At 65.3% G+C, this 17765-nt stretch carries 13 protein-coding genes; 8 read left to right on the top strand and 5 right to left on the bottom strand.

Annotation, left to right across the window (positions count from 1 at the left end; translation table 11 throughout):
• The first annotated feature begins 32 nt into the window (after positions 1-32).
• Positions 33-1088, top strand: a complete 1056-nt coding sequence (locus ABIA90_RS22280) for a LacI family DNA-binding transcriptional regulator (protein WP_354119375.1) — start codon at positions 33-35, stop codon at positions 1086-1088.
• A 36-nt stretch (positions 1089-1124) separates the two neighbouring features.
• Positions 1125-3275 (top strand): ADP-ribosylglycohydrolase family protein, encoded by a 2151-nt coding sequence (locus tag ABIA90_RS22275; RefSeq protein ID WP_354119376.1) that lies wholly within the window; start codon positions 1125-1127, stop codon positions 3273-3275.
• Positions 3276-3382: 107 nt separating this feature from the next.
• Here ABIA90_RS22275 and ABIA90_RS22270 read toward each other — a convergent pair whose 3' ends face one another.
• The 3 genes from ABIA90_RS22270 to ABIA90_RS22260 are packed head-to-tail and all read right to left on the bottom strand — an operon-like array spanning position 3383 to position 7152.
• Positions 3383-4177 (bottom strand): IclR family transcriptional regulator, encoded by a 795-nt coding sequence (locus ABIA90_RS22270; protein WP_085405267.1) that lies wholly within the window; start codon positions 4175-4177, stop codon positions 3383-3385.
• A 19-nt stretch (positions 4178-4196) separates the two neighbouring features.
• Positions 4197-5930, bottom strand: a complete 1734-nt coding sequence (locus ABIA90_RS22265; RefSeq protein ID WP_354119377.1) for an FAD-dependent oxidoreductase — start codon at positions 5928-5930, stop codon at positions 4197-4199.
• Positions 5931-5937: 7 nt separating this feature from the next.
• Positions 5938-7152, bottom strand: a complete 1215-nt coding sequence (locus tag ABIA90_RS22260) for an ABC transporter substrate-binding protein (RefSeq protein WP_354119378.1) — start codon at positions 7150-7152, stop codon at positions 5938-5940.
• Positions 7153-7522: 370 nt separating this feature from the next.
• On the opposite strand from ABIA90_RS22260, the gene ABIA90_RS22255 reads away from it, so the two are divergent.
• Positions 7523-8824, top strand: a complete 1302-nt coding sequence (locus ABIA90_RS22255) for an MFS transporter (RefSeq protein WP_354119379.1) — start codon at positions 7523-7525, stop codon at positions 8822-8824.
• Positions 8825-8830: 6 nt separating this feature from the next.
• Here the strand turns inward: ABIA90_RS22255 and ABIA90_RS22250 are convergent, their stop codons facing one another.
• A complete protein-coding gene (locus ABIA90_RS22250; RefSeq protein ID WP_354119380.1) occupies positions 8831-10369 on the bottom strand; it encodes a glycosyl hydrolase family 79 N-terminal domain-containing protein in 1539 nt (512 codons plus the stop codon).
• Positions 10366-11334, bottom strand: a complete 969-nt coding sequence (locus ABIA90_RS22245) for a LysR family transcriptional regulator (RefSeq protein ID WP_063981365.1) — start codon at positions 11332-11334, stop codon at positions 10366-10368. The genes ABIA90_RS22250 and ABIA90_RS22245 overlap by 4 nt, the downstream gene beginning before the upstream one ends.
• 136 nt (positions 11335-11470) lie before the next feature.
• On the opposite strand from ABIA90_RS22245, the gene ABIA90_RS22240 reads away from it, so the two are divergent.
• The 5 genes from ABIA90_RS22240 to ABIA90_RS22220 are packed head-to-tail and all read left to right on the top strand — an operon-like array spanning position 11471 to position 17762.
• Positions 11471-12799, top strand: a complete 1329-nt coding sequence (locus tag ABIA90_RS22240) for a cation:dicarboxylate symporter family transporter (RefSeq protein WP_354119381.1) — start codon at positions 11471-11473, stop codon at positions 12797-12799.
• Between the two features lie 18 nt (positions 12800-12817).
• Positions 12818-13852, top strand: a complete 1035-nt coding sequence (locus tag ABIA90_RS22235) for a PdxA family dehydrogenase (protein WP_354119382.1) — start codon at positions 12818-12820, stop codon at positions 13850-13852.
• On the top strand, positions 13842-15296 hold the full coding sequence (locus ABIA90_RS22230) for an MmgE/PrpD family protein (RefSeq protein WP_354119383.1): 1455 nt from the start codon (positions 13842-13844) through the stop codon (positions 15294-15296). Before ABIA90_RS22235 ends, ABIA90_RS22230 begins: the two co-directional genes overlap by 11 nt.
• A 17-nt stretch (positions 15297-15313) precedes the next feature.
• Positions 15314-16750: an MmgE/PrpD family protein gene (locus tag ABIA90_RS22225; RefSeq protein WP_354119384.1), complete on the top strand. Its 1437-nt coding sequence runs from the start codon at positions 15314-15316 to the stop codon at positions 16748-16750.
• A 40-nt stretch (positions 16751-16790) separates the two neighbouring features.
• Positions 16791-17762, top strand: a complete 972-nt coding sequence (locus ABIA90_RS22220; RefSeq protein WP_166344063.1) for a Bug family tripartite tricarboxylate transporter substrate binding protein — start codon at positions 16791-16793, stop codon at positions 17760-17762.
• The last annotated feature ends 3 nt before the right edge of the window (positions 17763-17765 follow it).

The raw sequence follows: 17765 nt of genomic DNA, 5'->3' as shown, positions 1-17765 counted from the left end.
TTTTCCTTTAGTAATACGTATAACTAAGCCAAATGGCGACGTCAACAACGAGGACGAAGCGGGGGAAGGGGCGCGACAAGCAGGCGCCAGCCCGCCCCACGCAGAAGGATATCGCGCTCGCGGCCGGTGTTTCGCAGGCCGCGGTGTCGCTTGTCCTGAACAAGACGGAGACGCCGTCCGTTCCGCCTGCGACGCGCACGCGCATTCTTCAGGTCGCACAGGAGCTGGGTTACCAGCCGAACCATCCGGCGCGGATGCTGCGCAGCGCGCGGACCATGACGTTTGCCTGTGTCATTCCAGATATCACCAATCCGTTCTATCCAGGCCTCGTCCGGGGATTGCAGACGGTCGCGGCGCCGGCTGGCTATGACGTCCTGATCTTCGACACCGACGGGCGGCCGGAAGGCGAGGCCCGCGCCATCGACTGGCTCCTCCAGGGGCGCGCCGACGGCGTCGTCGCAACGTTCTTTCATCTGCGGGCGCCCCAGCTCGCCGTGCTCGCGCGTAAGGGCATCCCGCTGGTGCGGCTGGAGAGCCAGCACAAGCCGGACGGACCGCTCGCGATCGACAGCGTCTATATCGACAATGCCGAAGCGGCCGCGGAAATGACGCGGCTTCTGATCGCGCGCGGGCACCGGCGCATCGCGATGATCCAGGCCGAGTTCGGCCCGAGCCAGCGGCGCGCGCAGGGTTACGGCGCGGTGATGCGGGAAGCGGGACTTGCGCCTGATTTCATTACCGACAGCGCCTATTCCGAGGAATCCGGCGCGCGTGCGATGAAGCGGCTGCTCGAAAGAAAGGGCGATCGCCCGACCGCCGTGTTCGGCGCGAGCGACGTGCTGGCGCTCGGTGCGATGGAGGCGGCGCGTGCTGCCGGGCTCTCGATCCCCAGCGACATTGCAATCGCCGGCTTCGACGATATCCCGGTCGCAAAGCTGCTCGGGCTCACCACGGTGCGGCAACCGGAGTTCGATCTCGGCGCGCTTGCGGCGGAGACGCTGGTCAAGCGGTTGCAACCGGGCGGGCTCGTGGCGTCGGGCCGGAGCCATGAACTGAAATTCGAGATCATGAAGCGCTCGTCGGTCTGACCCGCGAGCCAAGCAATTGGATATGGGAGTGAACTCGTGACAGCTATTCCTCATGACTACGCGGAGCGGGTCTATGCCGGCGTGCTTGGCAAGCTCATCGGTGTCTACCTCGGCCGGCCCTTCGAAGGCTGGACCTATGAGCGCATCATGAAGGAGCTCGGGCCGATCAACTACTATGTCAACGACCGTCGTGACGTCGCGTTGCGATCCCATCATCTCGTCGTCACCGACGACGACGTCTCCGGCACTTTTGCGTTTCCCCGCGCGCTTGCCGACAATGGCTATCCGAAGCGTCTCACCTCGAAGCAGATCGGGCAAGCCTGGCTGAACTACATCGTCGAGGAGCGCGCCATCCTGTGGTGGGGTGGCATCGGCAATTCCACCGAGCACACCGCCTATCTGCGGCTGAAGTCCGGTATCCCGGCGCCGCAGAGCGGCTCGATCGAGCTGAACGGCACGACCGTAGCCGAGCAGATCGGTGCGCAAATCTTCATCGACGGCTGGGCGATGGTGAGCCCGGGTAATCCCGAGCAGGCCGCTTATCTGGCCGAGCAGGCCGGGCGCGTGAGCCATGATGGTGAATCCGTGCATGCCGCAAAACTGCTCGCGGCGATGGAGGCGCTGGCCTTCGTCGAGCACGACGTGCAGAAGCTGATCGATGTCGGGCTCGGCTTCGTGCCGAAGGACGCGCTGATCCGGCGCGTCGTCAACGACGTCCGGGAATGGCACGCCGGCGACAACGGCAACGACTGGGAACGGACCCGTGCGCTGATCGCCGAACGTTACGGCTACGACAAATTCCTCGGCAATTGCCATGTCGTGCCCAACCACGCGTTGATCATCCTGGCGACGCTCTACGGCGGGAACAGCTTTCAGGAGGCGATGCGCATCGCCAACACGGCCGGCTGGGATACCGACTGCAATGCCGGCAATGTCGGTTGCCTGTTCGGCATCCGCACCGGACTTGCCGGCCTCGACGCCGGGCCGGACTTCCGCACCCCCATCGCCGACCGCATGTACATCTCGACGGCCGATGGTGGCGCTGCGATCTCCGACGCCGTGATCGAGACGCAGTCGCTGGTCGCGGCCGGGCTTGCGCTCGCCGGTGCGCCGGCGCTGGCGGTCGCCAAGGACGGCGCGCGCTTCAACTTCAACTTTCCGGGCAGCCTGCAGGGCTTCCACGTGAAGGGCGGCTCGCCCGCACGGCTCCACGAGGTCGAGCTCAGCAATGTCGCCGGCCACAGCCGCACTGGGGAGCGGAGTCTGGCGATCGACTTCCGCCGTCTGGCGCCCGGACGCGTGGCACGCGTTGCGAGCCCCACCTTCTTCGACAAGGAGGTGTTTACGATGCCGACCTACCAGCTTGTGGCCTGTCCGACGCTGTATTCGGGGCAACGGGTGGAGTGCCGGATTGAATCGGAAGCGGATAGCGGCACCGTGGCGGTGCGACTGTTTTCCAGCGTCTATGACGAGCACGACGAGCTGATCCAGATCTACGGCGATGCGCAGGAGCTGACCGGCGGCTGTCACGCCGTGCTGAGTTGGGAGGTGCCGGAGACCCATGCCTATCCGATCTTCGAGATCGGGGTGGAGATCGAAACGCGCGATCCGCTCGGCGTCGATGGCACGCTCTATCTCGACTATCTGACCTGGGGTGGCGCGCCTGACACCGTGCTGAAGCGGCCGGACAACAATCTGAGCACGATGTGGAAGCACGCCTGGGTCAACAATGTCAGCCAGTTCCAGACCCGCTGGGAGGGCCTGCGCGTTACCAATGGCGACGGGCTCGGCTTCATCGCGCAAGGTACGCGCGACTGGAAGGATTATCGCGTAACGTCCGAGATCATACCGTTGCTGGCGAACGCCTGGGGCCTCGCGGCGCGGGTGCAGGGACGCGAGCGCTATTACGCGCTGATGTTCGACCGTGCCGAGGGCGGCCGCGTCCGTTTGGTCAAGCGCGTGCATGACGAACTCGTGCTCGCCAGCGAACGCTTCGACTGGCAGCTCGACCGGAGATATCGGATTGAGCTGCGCGTGGCCGGAACCGACATCGAAGCCCATGTCGATGGTAAAAAACTCTTCAGCGTTCAGGACACGGGCGATCTCCCATTGACCAGCGGCGCCGTCGCGCTCGTCGTCGACAGCGGATCGATCTCCGCGGAGGAGGTGCGCGTGTCGCCGGCCTAAAGCGCGATGAAATTGGGATGAATCGTCGTCGCGCTTTAGGTTTTTGTTTGAGCATGATCTTTTCGGAAAACCGCTGCGCACTTTTCCGGATCATGCTTTAACAGCCCTCACTCCGCCGCGATCGTCATCCCGTAGCCCAGCCGCTTCGAGATCCCACCGGCGCAGTCGCGCAGGGCATGGGCAATGGGGCTGTCCCAGCGCGCATCAAAAGTGCCTTCCGGCCCCATCGCGGTGATCACCAGCGCGACATGGCCGGAATGGTCGAATACCGGTGCCGAGAATGCATTGACGCCGGGCAGGGGATCGCCGAGCGCGCGGGCGAGGCCGTGCTTGCGGACCTCCGTGAGCATCTCGGCGACCTTCGCGCCCTTCACCGCCCGCTTCGGATTGTAGCCGACGCCATGACGGTCGAGGCCGCTCTCGAGCGCGGCGTTGATCGTCTTCTCCGGTAGGAAGGCAGCAAACGCCCGGCCTGTAGCCGTCTCCAGCAGCGCCATGACCGAACCAGCGCGCATCACGATGTGCACGGGCTGGCCGGGCTCCTCCAGTTGCACCACGGTCGGGCCGTGGGTGCCCCAGACCGCGAGCGAGACGGCATGGCCGATCTGGCTCGCGAGGCCTGCGATCTTCGGACGCGCGATCCGCACGCCGGAGAGGCGGCGCAGGCTGATCAGGCCGAGCTCCAGCGCCAGCGCGCCGATCTCGTAGCGGCCGGTGGTCTCGTCCTGCTCGATCAGCCCGATGCGGGAGAAGCTGGCGAGATAGGGATGCGCTTTGGCCGGCGTCATGCCGGCCTCGCGCGCGAGATCGCGCAGCATCATCGGTTCGCCGCATCTCGCGAGCGCACGAAGCAATTCTCCGCCGACCTCGATCGACTGGATGCCGCGGCTTTCTCTCTTCATGCGTCTCCTGGCGCGTGGCTTACGCCGCGTTGCGCTTTACGGCGCTGTCGGCGAGATGACGGCCGGCAATGTAGCCGAAGGTCAGCGCCGGCCCAAGCGTGATGCCGGCACCGGGATAATTGCCGCCCATGATGCTCGCCATGTCGTTGCCGGCGGCATAGAGCCCGGGAATCACCCGGCCTTCGGCGTCCAGCGCCCGCGCGTTCTCGTCGGTGACGATGCCGGCATAGGTGCCGAGATCTCCGATCACCATCTTGATGGCGTAGAACGGGCCGTTCTTGATCGGTGCGATGCAGGGATTTGGGCCGTGCATGGCATCGCCCTGGTAGCGGTTATAGGCTTTTGAACCTTTGCCGAAGGCGGCGTCGTGCCCTTGCGGCGCAGTCGCATTGAACTGCCTGACCGTCTCGGTGAACGCCGTCGCATCGATGCCGGCCTTTGCCGCGAGCGCCTCCAGCGTGTCGCCACGCATGAGATAGCCGGTATCGAGGTGATGACCGAGCGGCATCGGGAACGGCGGCACGCAGCCGAGGCCGTATTTGCGCAGCGTCGGGTGATCGCAGACGAGATATGCCGCGATCTCCTCGCCGGGCTTGGCGGCCTTGATCATGGCCTGGACGAAGTCGTGATAGGAATTGCCCTCATTGGCAAAGCGCTTGCCGTCCCGCATCACCGCGATCACGCCGGGTTTGGCGCGGTCGATGAAATGCGGCATCACGCCGCTCGAACCGTCCTTGCGCTTGGTCACCGATACCGGCACCCAGGCCGCCGCGTTCGGCAGGCGATCCTCGACATGCCCGCCGGCGCTTTCTGCAAGGCGCAGGCCGTCGCCGGTGTTGCCGGCCGGTCCCGGCGAATAATGCTCATGGCCGGTCGGTGCGTGTGGAAACATCTTCTTGCGGCGTTCGACGTCATGCGGGAAGCCGCCGCAGGCGAGCACGACGCCCTGCCGCGCGCGGACGCGCACCTCGCGTCCTTCGCGGGTGACGATGGCACCCGTAACAGTGCCGTTCTCGACCGTCAGCTCGCGCACCGGCGAGGACAGCCACATCGGAATCTTCAGGTCCTGCGCGGATTTTGCGAGGCGCCCGGCGAGCGCGTTGCCGTTGGTCAAGGTCATGCCGCGGCCATAGCGCAGCACGTCCATCAAATGGCGCGACAGGCGCTTGGCGACGTATACCGCCGAGGTCAGCGACTTCGTCACGCGCATGAAATGGATGATCTCCTTGCCGGAGCCGAGCATCATGCCGAACACAGTGAGCTCGGGCAGCGGCATACCCAGCGTCTTGATCTGGTCGCCGAGCTCGCGGCCGTCGAACGGGCGCGTCACCATGGAGCGGCCGCCCTGCGCGCCGCCCGGCGCTTCGGCGTGATAGTCGGGAAACACCAGCGGCATGTCGAAGCGCAGCGCGGTCCTGGTGGTGAAGAAATCGACCGCTTCCGGACCCGCACTCAGGAATGCGTCGACCCGCGCGGCATCAAAATTGTTGCCGGCTTCGTGCCGCAGGTAGGTGCGGGCCTGCTCCGGCGCCTCCTCGATGCCGTAGGCCTTCGCCAGCGAGGTGCCGGGGATCCAGAGCCAGCCGCCGGAGCGGGCGGTGGTGCCGCCGAAGCGCGGCTCCTTCTCGACGATCAGCACGTCGAGGCCGCGATAACCCGCGGTGATCGCGGCCGACATGCCGGAGGCACCCGATCCGGCCACGAGCACATCGCACTCGTAACTCTCAATTGCGTTGCGCTCGTTGCCGGTCATGCGGGCCTCATTTCTTCAGCAGCGGACATTTGGATTCGGAGACCGGGCGGAAGGCGTCCTCACCCTTCACGGTCTTGACGATCTCCAGATAGTCCCACGGCTCCTTGGACTGCTCGGGCGATTTCACCTTGGCGAGATACATGTCGCGGATGACGCGGCCGTCCTCGCGCAATTTGCCGCCATGGACGAAGGTATCCTCGATCGGCAGCTCGCGCATCTTGGTCATCACCTTGGTGGGGTCGTCGGTGCCGGCGGCCTTGATGCCTTTCAGATAATGCAGCACCGAACCGTAGACGCCGGTCTGGATCATGGTCGGCATGACCTTGGTGCGCTCGTAGAATTTCTTCGACCAGGCGCGGGTCGCCTCGTCCATGTTCCAGTAGGACGCCGTTGTCATGTAGGTGCCCTGCGCGGCCTTCAGGCCGACCGCATGCACGTCGGTGTCGAACATCAGGAGACCGACCAGCTTCTGGCCGCCCTGCACCAGGCCGAACTCGCCGGACTGCTTGATCGCGTTGTCGGTGTCCTGGCCGGCATTGGCGAACGCCACCACGTCGGCCTTCGAACTCTGCGCTTGGAGCGCAAAGGAGGAGAAGTCGGCTGTGTTGGTCGGATGCTTCACGCCGCCCAGCACCTTGCCGCCCATCTCGTTGATGAACCGCGTGGCGTCCTTTTCGAGCTGCTGGCCGAAAGCGTAGTCCGCGGTGATGAAGTACCAGGACTTGCCGCCTTCCTTGATTACGGCGGAGGCCGTCACCTTGGACAGCGCATAGGTATCGTAGGTGAAGTGCACGGTGTTCGGGCTGCACAGCTCGTCGGTGAGCGAACTCGCGCCGGGGCCGGAGAGCAGCGCGATCTTGTTGCGTTCGCGCACCATGTTGTGCACGGCGATCGCGATGCCGGAGTTGGGGATGTCGACGACCGCGTCGACCTTGCCGTTGTCGAACCAGCCGCGCACGATCTGTACGCCGACGTCGGTCTTCATCTGGTGGTCGGCGCTGATGATCTCGATCGGTTTGCCGAGCACGGTCGGCCCGAACTCCTCGACCGCCATCTTGGCCGCCTCGACCGATCCCGGCCCGCTGTTGTCACGGCCCCAGCTCGACAGATCCGTCAGCACGCCGATCCGCACCGCGTCATCGGAGACTTGCGCGCGCGCCGCCGTGGTCATGGCAGCCGAAGTCATGGCCACGAGCAAGGTGCAGGCCAAAAGCCCTCTCATCGTCGATCCCTCTCTTATTGGCCGCTTGGCGCGGCTGGTTGTTCTGGGGGTAAATTAGATATTGGCGAATGAGTTTGTCAATGGCGAATAAGAGGGGTCGATGAGTTCCATGGTCGCCCGGGAGACATTGCCGGAGGCGTGCGCGCAACTGCCGCCACACCCGTCATTGCGAGCGCAGCGAAGCAATCCAGACTTTCTCCGCGGAGGCAGCCTGGATTGCTTCGTCGCAAGAGCTCCTCGCAATGACGGAGTGCGGGAGCAGCGACGCGCAAAATCTCGCATTGTAATCCCGCACAGAGATCACACCTCCGCAGGTTGCAACCGCCATCGCGATTAGCCATGATGCCGTCAGGAATCTTTGGGGCAGGGCATGACGGCAGCAACGGGGGTCTCCGCGGCCGCGGAGAGATCGACGACGGCGCATGTGGTGTGGGCAAGCGCGCTCGGCACCGCGATCGAGTGGTACGATTTCCTGATCTACGGCACGGCAGCTGCGCTTGTCTTCAACAAGCTGTTCTTTCCGAGCTTCGATCCCTTCGTCGGAACGCTGGTGGCGTTCTCGACCTATGCGGTCGGCTTCGTGGCGCGTCCGATCGGCGGCGCGATCATCGGGCATTACGGCGACCGGCTCGGCCGCAAGACCATGCTGGTCGCGACCATGATCGCGATGGGGCTCGGCACCTTCCTGATCGGTTGCCTGCCGACTTACAGCCAGATCGGCGTCTGGGCGCCGATCCTGCTCATCATCCTGCGCTTCGTCCAGGGCATTGGGCTCGGGGGCGAATGGAGCGGCGCGGTCGTGATGGTGATCGAGCACGCCGGTGATCGGCGCGGCTTCTACGGCAGTCTGGTGCAGATCGGCTTTCCGGTCGGCGTCGCCGCTTCGACCGGTATCTTCGGCCTGATGACGCAACTGCCCGAGGCCGACTTTTTGAGTTGGGGCTGGCGCGTGCCGTTCCTGATCAGCATCCTGCTCGTCGGCGTCGGCTTCATCGTGCGGCTCAAGCTTGCGGAAACGCCGCACTTCAAGGAAGTCGTCGAGCGCAAGGAAGTGCTGGCGCAGCCGGTGCTGGAAGTGCTGCGCCGCGACTGGCGCAGTTTTCTGCTCGCGATCGGCATCACGGTGTCGGAGGTCGGGCTCGCCTATCTCCTCACCGTCTTCACCGTGGTCTATGCGACGACGAAACTCGGCCTGCCTCGCCAGGTGATCCTGAACGCGGTGGTCTATGCCGCGCTCGTCGAGTTCGCGACGCTGCCGCTCGCCGGCTGGCTCTCCGATATCTTCGGCCGCAGGGCGCTGTATCTCGCCGGCGGGGTGTTCTCGGTGGCGCTGGCGTTTCCGCTGTTCTGGTTCCTCGACACCAGGGAGCCGGCGCTGATCACGTTCGCGCTCGTCGTCACGATGACGCTGACGCACGCCCTGCTGTTCGGGCCGAAGGCGGCGTTCATGCCGGAACTGTTCCGCACCCAGGTGCGCTACAGCGGCGCCTCGCTGGGCGCCAATGTCGCGGCGGCGCTGAGCGGCGGCTTCTCGCCGCTGATCGCAACGGCGCTGCTCGCATGGGCCGGCGCCTACTGGCCGGTGTCGGTCTACATCATTGCGCTCTCGATCATCACGATCATCGCGACGCTGATGGCGCCGGAGACGGCGCGCGACGCACTGAAGTCCTAAGCGCGGTCACCGGCAGGCGGGGTTTGCTGCGTCCGGAAACGCCAGGAAGGTGACGGTCGCCGGCACCAGCCGGATCGCTCCCGCAGGTGTTGCGCGCGGCTCGAGTCGGGGCAGTTCGTCGTCGGCACTCAGCGCGAGCGTCTTGCCGTTCAGCTGAACTGTCGCGTCTTGCAGCCGCGTCGCATGTATCGTGTAACGCTCGGCGGGGTGTGACAGCGTCAGGGTCGATGATGCGTGCCGCGACGCGTTGATTGCGAGCACGGATACGGCGCCCCGGATGCCCGGATGGCAATGCGCGTAGAGATGGAGACCTGGCGCGGCGACCGGGTTCGCGTCGAGCACGATCGTTCCCATCAGCCGATGCCAGAGCAGCGCAGCCCAGTAGTTCGGCCGCGGACGAAACGTTCCCTCGTCGAGCAGGCCGTAGTCGCTGGCGGCCAGCGTGTTGTGCATCACCACCTGGACGCCGGCCCTTGCGAGGCGTCCGTGCTGGTCGAGATAGCGGAAGGTGTCGAGAAAGGTCTTGTCCGATGGATTGCCGCCGCAGGCGGCGTTTGCCGTCTCCGTCAACCAGATCGGCTTGCCCGGCTCGAATGCGTCGCGCAGGGCGCGGTAGGACGCGAACGTCGCGTCGGTGCGTGCCAGCCAGTCCGAGGAGAGCGTCTGCGCCGGATCGTCGCGGCCGCCGCAGCGCGGCGAGAGCGTGTTGTAGTGATGATAGGAGAAGCGATCGATGCCGGGGGCGGATGCGGCGAGCAGATCGTGCGTGGTGATGCCCGACCCGGATGGCGACGGCGCGTCGCCGGTTGAACCCGGACCGACGATCAGCGTCTCGGGCGCCGCGCGTTGCATCCATTCGCGAAAGATCCTGAAGTCCCGGCCATAAGAGGCCGCATCATATCCCGGCGGCGCGCCGTTCGTCGCCGCAAGCGTCGGCTCGTTCATGAATTCCACCGCCGCGATGTGGCCACCCAGCGAACGCGTCGTGTCGATCAGGCGCTGCGCCTGATCGGTCTTCCACGCGCCATCCGCATCGCGGCTGCCCGGACTGATCGCGAAGGACGTGACGATCTCCGCGTCGACTGCGCGAGCAAAGTCGATGACGTCGCGCCATCGGTTGCGGCTGAGCACGTCATTGAATCCCGGCGGGGGCTTGGCCGGCGCATGGTTCGTGTCGGCAAAGAACGTCGCATTGGCCCAGGTGCCGCTCACGCGCAGATAGGCCGGCGCCAAAGCGGCGGCGAGCTTGCGCAGCCGCGCACTGGCAAGATCGATCGGCGGCCTCTCGCCGTAACGATCCCGCTCATCGAGCGCGCGCATCGTTCGCGGATAGGGCTTCCAGAACCGGCCGCCGGTCACCTCCACCATCTCGATATTGTAGGATTGAAAGCGCGCATCGATCGTCCCGATCGCTTTCAGCTCGGCGGGCGCGATGGAGACGCCGCCGGCGTGCGCCGCGTCTAACGTTGTGGCAGCGAGCAGGCTCATCAGCAGCATCTGCGGCCGAAGCAGCCCGAAGGCCGACTTGATCTGCGACACGGTCATCTGGTCCGCGGCGCAGCGGCGATGGATTTCCCTCCCGGCCGGCCCTTGCGCACCGAATTCCAGAAATTCTCGGCCGCCCGGGTCATGCGGGCCCGCGTGCGGAACAGCGAGACGCTGATCGGAATGTCCCAATCCGCGCCGCCAGCGCGCAACAGGCGGCCGCTGTCGAGATCGGCGCGGACGAGGCTCATCGGAGCCCACGTCACGCCGCGCCCTTCGCGCGCCATGTCGACCAGCAGCATGACCGGCGCGGCGAAGCCGGGCGCCAGCCACGCCGTCGAATCCTTCGCGGCCAGGAACGAGGTGACGAGCCGCCCCACGCCCGAGCCGGGGTGATAGGCGAGATAGGGCAGCGGCGCGCCCGATGCGCCGGGCAGCGCGTAACGAGGCTGTGCCTTTTTGCTGCTGCGTCCACCGCGGCCCGGCTTTGCGGCCGGCGCGCTGATCGGGATCAGCACGTCGGTCGCGAGATCGACGCGCTGGAAGCGGTCCATGTCGAGCCGGCTTACCAGCGTCGGATGGTAGTGCGCCAGCATGAAATGCGCCTGCGCATCCAGAAGTAGCTTCTCGCAGCCGGCGAAATTCGAAGCGACGAGCTGAACGGCCGAGTCGGCCCGCGCGCTGTCGGAGTTGCGAATCCATTCCGGAAAGAAGGTCTGCGACAGTGAATGCGTGGCGGCAAAGGTGATGGTCTCGGCCTTCAGCCGCGCCACTTCGAGCGCTTCCTCGCGTCCGACCAGGACCCGGCGCAGCACGTCCTCCGCGACGGGGCGGAAACTCTCGCCGGCCGGCGTCAGCGTGATCGTGTGGGTCGAACGTTCGAACAGCGGCGTGCCCAGCCACTCCTCGAGCGACCTGATGCGGCGGCTCAGCGCCGGCTGGGTCACATGCCGTCGCTGGGCGGCGCGCGAGAACCCGCCTTCCTCGGCGATGGCAAGGAAATCCTCCAGCCAGACCAGGTCCATGATGCGGTTTTGTCCTCAAATCATACCGATACGGCATTAGCGCCTGACACGCCGCTGGTCCAATGTAAACGGCATCGCAAGACAAGAACAAAGCGCCACCTTCGCATGGCGCGACGATGCCGTTGGAGGAAGCAAATTGCAGATCGCCGCAACGCCGCTGTCTGAGCCCATATCGACTGAGCCGATGTCGCGCCCGGTTTCTGAACGCCGCCGCAAGCCGCTCTGGCGCGAGCAATATGTCCTGGTCGTCGCCGGCGCCGCGCTCGGCGCACTGTTCGGCTTCCTGCTTCCGACCGTCGCCGTCGACTTCAAGCCGCTCGGCGATGCCTTCATCTCGCTGATCAAGATGACGATCGCGCCGCTGATCTTCCTGGTGGTGGTCACCGGCATCGCGCAGGTCGGCGACATGAAGGCGGTGGGCCGCATCGGGCTCAAGGCCTTCGCCTATTTCGAGGCGGTGACGACCGTCTGTCTGTTGATCAGTTTTGTGGTGGTGCGCTGGGTGCAGCCCGGCGCGGGCGTGGCGCATGCCACGGCGCAGCAGGCGGAGACCGTCGCGCGCTATTCGCAGGCCCATGTCGGGTCGCTGTCAGCCTACATCCAGCACATGATCCCGGAGAGTTTTGTCGGCGCGTTCGCGGCCGGCGACGTGCTCCAGGTTCTCGTGCTCGCGCTTCTGTGCGGTATCGGCTTGCTGCTGCTCGGCGAAAAGGCAGCGCCGCTGCGAACGGGCCTTGAGCGGATCACCGAACTCGTCTTCAGCGTCGTGCATGTCGTGGTGGCCTTGGCGCCGATCGGCGCCTTTGGTGCCATGGCTTTCACCGTGGCGAAGTTCGGCGCCGCCACGCTCTATGCGCTGGCGCTATTGGTCGGCACCGCCTGGGCGATGATGGCGTTCTTCATCTTCGTCATTCTTGGCACGATCTGTCGCCTCGCCGGTATTCGCCTGATGGATTTGCTGCGGCTGCTGCGGAACGAACTGCTGGTCGTGCTCGGCACCTCCTCGTCGGAGACTGCCATCCCCGGCATGATGGAGAAGCTGCCGAAGGCGGGTGTGGGGCGGGCAGTCGCTGGCCTCGTCATTCCCTCCGGCTATTCCTTCAATCTCGATGGTGTCGCGCTGACGCTGCCGCTCTCCACGATGTTCGTCGCTCAGGTCTACGGCATCGAACTGTCGGCCGGCCAGCAGTTGAGCCTGTTCGTGGTGATGCTGTTCACCAGCAAAGGCGCCGCGGGCGTCACCGGCGGCGCTTTCGCCGCGCTCGCAGCGACCGTCGTCGCTGCAGGGCTTCCAGCGGAAGGGCTGGCGCTGCTGCTCGGCATCGACCGCTTCATGTCGCTGGCGCGCGCCATCACCAACACCATCGGCAATGCCGTCGCCGCCGTCGTGGTCGCGAAATGGGATGGGGAATTCAACCGCGAGGACTGGGCTCAGTCCGCCGCTCAAATCCAAGCAGTGAAGTAAGGACTCAAGGTTTCTATCATGGCTACCAGCACCAAAGAACTGCCCGTCATCGCGCTCACCCCCGGCGATTGCACTGGCATCGGCCCCGAACAGGTCGCGCGCATTCTGTCCGATGACCGGCTCGCGGATGCGGCCCGTCTCGTCGTCGTCGGCGATGCCCGCGTGCTCGAGATGGGCATGGCGCATGCCGGCGTGAAGCTGAAGGTCGAGCGGATTGCCTCGCCCAAGGCGGCCAACTGGGGCCGCGGCGCCGTGCAGCTCGTCGACCTCGGCAACACCGATCCCGCCAAATTCCCGATCGGCAAGGCCAGCGCGGAATCGGGCCGGCTGACCGGCGAGACGCTGTCGCGTGCGATCGATTTCGCCAAGGCGGGCGAGGTCGACGCGATCACGTTTGCGCCGCTCAACAAGCGCGCGATGTTCGACGGCGGATGGAAGTTCCCCGACGAGCACAAGATGTTCGCAAGCCTGCTCGGGCATAAGACCTATTTCTCCGAGATGAACGTGCTCGACGGGCAATGGATGTCGCGCGTGACTGGGCATCAGTCGCTGCGCGAGGCGCTCGACGGCATCAATCCGGCGAGCATCACCGACTCGATCGAACTGGTCGACCGCATGATGCGCAAGGCTGGCGTCGCCAAGCCGCGCATCGCGGTCGCCGCCCTCAATCCGCATGCCGGCGAGAATGGCCTGTTCGGCCGCGACGAGATCGAGATGATCCGCCCGACGGTCGAGGCCGCCGCGAAGACCGGCATCGCCTGCACCGGGCCTTATCCCGCCGACACCGTCTATATCCGCGCCTTCGCCGGCGAATTCGACAGCGTGGTCGCGATGTATCACGACCAGGGCCAGATCGCGACCAAGCTGCGCGGCTTCAACCGCGGCGTCACCGTCACCGCGGGTCTCGAGACCGTCTTCACCACGCCATCGCATGGCACCGCGTTCGACATCGTCGGCACGGGCGTCGCCAAGACCGGCGCGCTCGAAAGCGCGGTCCGCCTTGCAGCGCAACTGGTATCGATCAAGGTCAAGGAGGCTGCCCATGCAAACTGATCGCAGGACCCTGCTCCAGGCGGCGGCCGCGCTGCCGCTCGCAACCGTCGGCGCCAACGCGGCATTCGCGCAGGCACCCACCGCAGCTCCCGCAGCAGCGCCACCCAAGGAGGTGACGCGTGCGCTGGCGCATTATCTCGTGACCGCGAGTTATGACGACCTGCCAGCCAATGTGCGCAAGGAAGGCGTGCGCACGCTGCTGAACTGGGTCGGCGTCGCCATCGGCGGCTCGCATCACGAGACAGTCGATATCGCGGTCTCCGCGCTCGGTCCGTTCTCCGGGCCGCAGCAGGCCTCGCTGTTCGGGCGGCGCGAGCGGTTCGACATCATGAACGCGGCCTTCATCAACGGTGTGTCGAGCCATATCTTCGACTATGACGACACCCACCTGAAGACGATCATCCATCCTGCCGGTCCCGTGGCCTCGGCCATTCTCGCGCTGTCGGAGATGCAACCGGTATCGGGCAAGGAATTCCTGAACGCGCTGGTGCTCGGCGTCGAGACCGAATGCCGGATCGGCAACTCGGTCTATCCGAACCATTACGATGTCGGCTGGCACATCACCGGCACGGCCGGCGTGTTCGGCTCGGCCGCGGCCGTCGGCAAGCTGTTGAAGCTGAACGAGCAGCAGATGACATGGGCGCTCGGCCTTGCCGCCTCGCAGCCGTTGGGCCTGCGCGAATCCTTCGGCTCGATGAACAAGAGCTTCAATCCAGGCCGTGCCGCATCAAGCGGCATTTTCGCGGCGATCCTGGCCTCGAAGAATTTCACCTCGTCCGACGCCATGATCGAGGCCAAGCGCGGCTGGGCCAACACCATCAGCACCAAGCAGGACTACAACGAGATCCTGGGCGACCTCGGCAAACGCTATGAGGCCGCGCTCAATACCTACAAGCCATTCGCCTGCGGCATCGTCATGCATCCGGCGATCGACGCCGCGATCCAGCTCCGCAACGAGAGCAAGGTGACTGCGGACCAGATCGAGCGCGTCGACCTCAAGGTCCATCCGCTGGTGCTGGAACTCACCGGCAAGAAGACGCCGAAGGCGGGCCTCGAAGGCAAGTTCAGCATCTATCACGCGGTCGCGGTGGCGATCGTCGAAGGCGCCGGCGGCGAGAAGCAGTTCAGTGACCGGGCCGTGACCGATCCGACCGTCGTCGCGCTGCGCGGCAAGGTGAACCCGGTCATAACATCAGGCATCAAGCCGGAGCAGGTCGATCTCACCATCGTGCTCAAGGACGGCCGCAAGCTCAACCGCTACATCGAGCACGCCATAGGCAGCGTCGAGGTGCCAATGACCGACAAGCAGCTCGATACCAAGTTCTCCGACCTTGCCGAAGGCATCATTCCCACTGCTGCGATCCGGCGTGTGATGGACGCCTGCTGGAATGTCGAGAACCTGCCGAACGCGGCGGAGATCGCAAGGATGTCGGTCGCGTCCTGACCGCGGGGGAGAGAAGCATGCCGTCACGCCGCCGTTTCCTGCAGTCCGCCGGCTCCGTTGCCGCCTTGGTCGCCACCGGCGGCCGTGCGGCTCTCGCCGAAGGTCCGGGCGTGACGGAGCGCCTTGGCCGCTACATGGTCGTCGCGCGCGATCGGGAACTGCCCGCACAAGTCATGCTCGAATGCAAGCATCGCATTCTCGACACGCTCGGTGCGATGGTGTCGGGCTCGCGCATGCGGCCGGGCGAGATGGCATTGAAATATGTTCGCACGCTCGGCGGTGATGAGCAGGCATCCGTGATCGGCTCCGATTTCCGGACCACGGCGGTCAACGCGGCATTGGCCAACGCCATGTGTGGACATGCCGACGAGACCGACGATTTCGAGCCCGTCACCAAGGCGCATCCGGGATGCTCGGTCGTGCCCGCCGCGCTCGCTATTGGTGAGCGCGAGCATCGCAGTGGGCAGGATTTCATTCGCGCCGTTACGCTCGGCTACGACCTGACCTGCCGCCTGCTGATGGCGCTGGGTCCGGATCTCGTCCGCGGTACGCACCGGAGCGCAGAGGGGACGTCATCGACCTTCGGCGCGCTTGGTGCCGCCGCCTCGCTGGCGCGGTTAGATGAGAAGGGAATGCGCTACGCGATCTCCTACTCGTCGCAGCAGGTGTCCGGCCTGTGGAGCTGGGTGAAGGATCACGACCACATCGAGAAAGCGTTCGACTTCGCCGGCATGGGGGCCCGCAACGGAGTGATGGCCGTCGACATGGTGAAGAATGGCTTAACAGGCGTCGACGACGTGCTCGACGGCACGCATAATCTCTTCATTGCACTGTCGAGCGATCCGAAGCCGGAAGAGATGGTGAAAGAGCTTGGCAGTCGCTTCTACGTCACGGAGACCGCAATCAAGACCTTCTCGGTCGGCTATCCCATCCAGTCGCCGTTGGATGCGATGCTGACGCTGCGCAAGCAGCACAGCCTCACGCCAGATAATGTGCGTAGCATCCTGGTCAAGCTGCCGACCGATGCGATGGGAATTGTGGGCGAGAGCGCGATGCCAGACGTCAACTGCCAGCATCTCGTCGCTGTCGCGCTGGTCAAGGGCGCCGTGTCGTTCAACGACAGTCACAACGTCGCGCTGATGCACGATCCGAAAATCCTGGAGCAGCGCGCCAAGGTGACGCTGGCCGGCGACAAGGCACTGATGGACCCGGCAGCGCCGCGCGGCGCTGTCGTCGAGGTGACATTGACCGATGGCAAGAAGGTCGAGCACTTCACGAAGTATCCGCCGGGCACCAAGGAGAATCCGCTGAGCACGGAAGCAGTGGCGGCCAAGACGCGGGATCTGATTGCACCGGTATTGGGCAGTGACAGGGCCGAGAAGCTGATCGACCAGATCGGCAATCTCGAACGGCTTGACGACGTCGGCAAGTTGAGGCCATTGCTGACGGCGTGATGAATCAATCAACAACAAGACAAACATCAAGGAAGTGCCCATGCGCGGGGTTATGCGACGCACCTTTCTGGCCGCCTGTGCGGCCGTTCTGTTCTCCGGCTTCGCGGTAGCGCAGGATTATCCCTCCCGACCCGTCAAGATCATCGTGCCGTTCCCGGCCGGCGGGTCCAACGACATCATCGCCCGTATCGTCGCGCAGAAGCTGACCGAACGGAACGGCCAGACCTTCCTGGTGGAGAACCGCGGCGGCGCCGGCGGCAATATCGGCGCCGAGACGGTCGCGAGCGCAGAGCCCGATGGCTACACCCTGCTGCTGACCGCGCCGCCTCCGCTGACGATCAACGGCTCCCTCTACAAAAAGCTGCCGTTCGATCCGGCCAAGGCGTTTGCGCCGGTGGCGCTGATCGCCTCGGTGCCGATTGTGCTGGTGGTCAATCCGTCGGTGCAGGCGAAGAATGTCGGCGAGCTGATCGCGCTCGCCAAGGCCAAGCCCGGCTCGCTGAATTTCGGCTCGTCCGGCATCGGCTCGACCAACCACCTCGCCGGCGAGCTGCTCAAGAGCATGGCCGGCGTGGACATCGTCCATGTGCCCTATCGCGGCGCCGCGCCGGCGATGAACGATCTGCTCGCGGGCCAGATCCCCTTCATGTTCGACAACATGCCGGCGGTGCTGCCGCAGGTGCAGGGCAAGGCCATCAATGCGATCGCGGTTGCTGGTACCAAGCGTGCGGAAGCACTGCCCGACGTGCCGACCGTGGCCGACACCATTCCCGGCTTCGAGGCATCGTCCTGGTTCGGACTGGTGGCGCCGGCCAAGACGCCTGCGCCCGCGCTCGCCAAGTTGAGCGGCGAGCTCGAGACCATTCTGAAGATGCCCGACGTCAAGAAGCGGCTTGCCGAGCTTGGCGCCGAGCCCGGCACGGTGTTTGGTCCGGCGTTCGGGCAGTTCATGGCGGACGAAACCACGAAGTGGGGCAAGCTCGTCAAGGCGTCCGGCGCCACAGTGGATTAGGGT

Origin of the sequence: Bradyrhizobium sp. LA6.8 (assembly GCF_040547935.1) — a bacterium.
GTDB lineage: Bacteria > Pseudomonadota > Alphaproteobacteria > Rhizobiales > Xanthobacteraceae > Bradyrhizobium > Bradyrhizobium barranii.
This window is presented reverse-complemented; position numbering and strand designations above follow the sequence as displayed.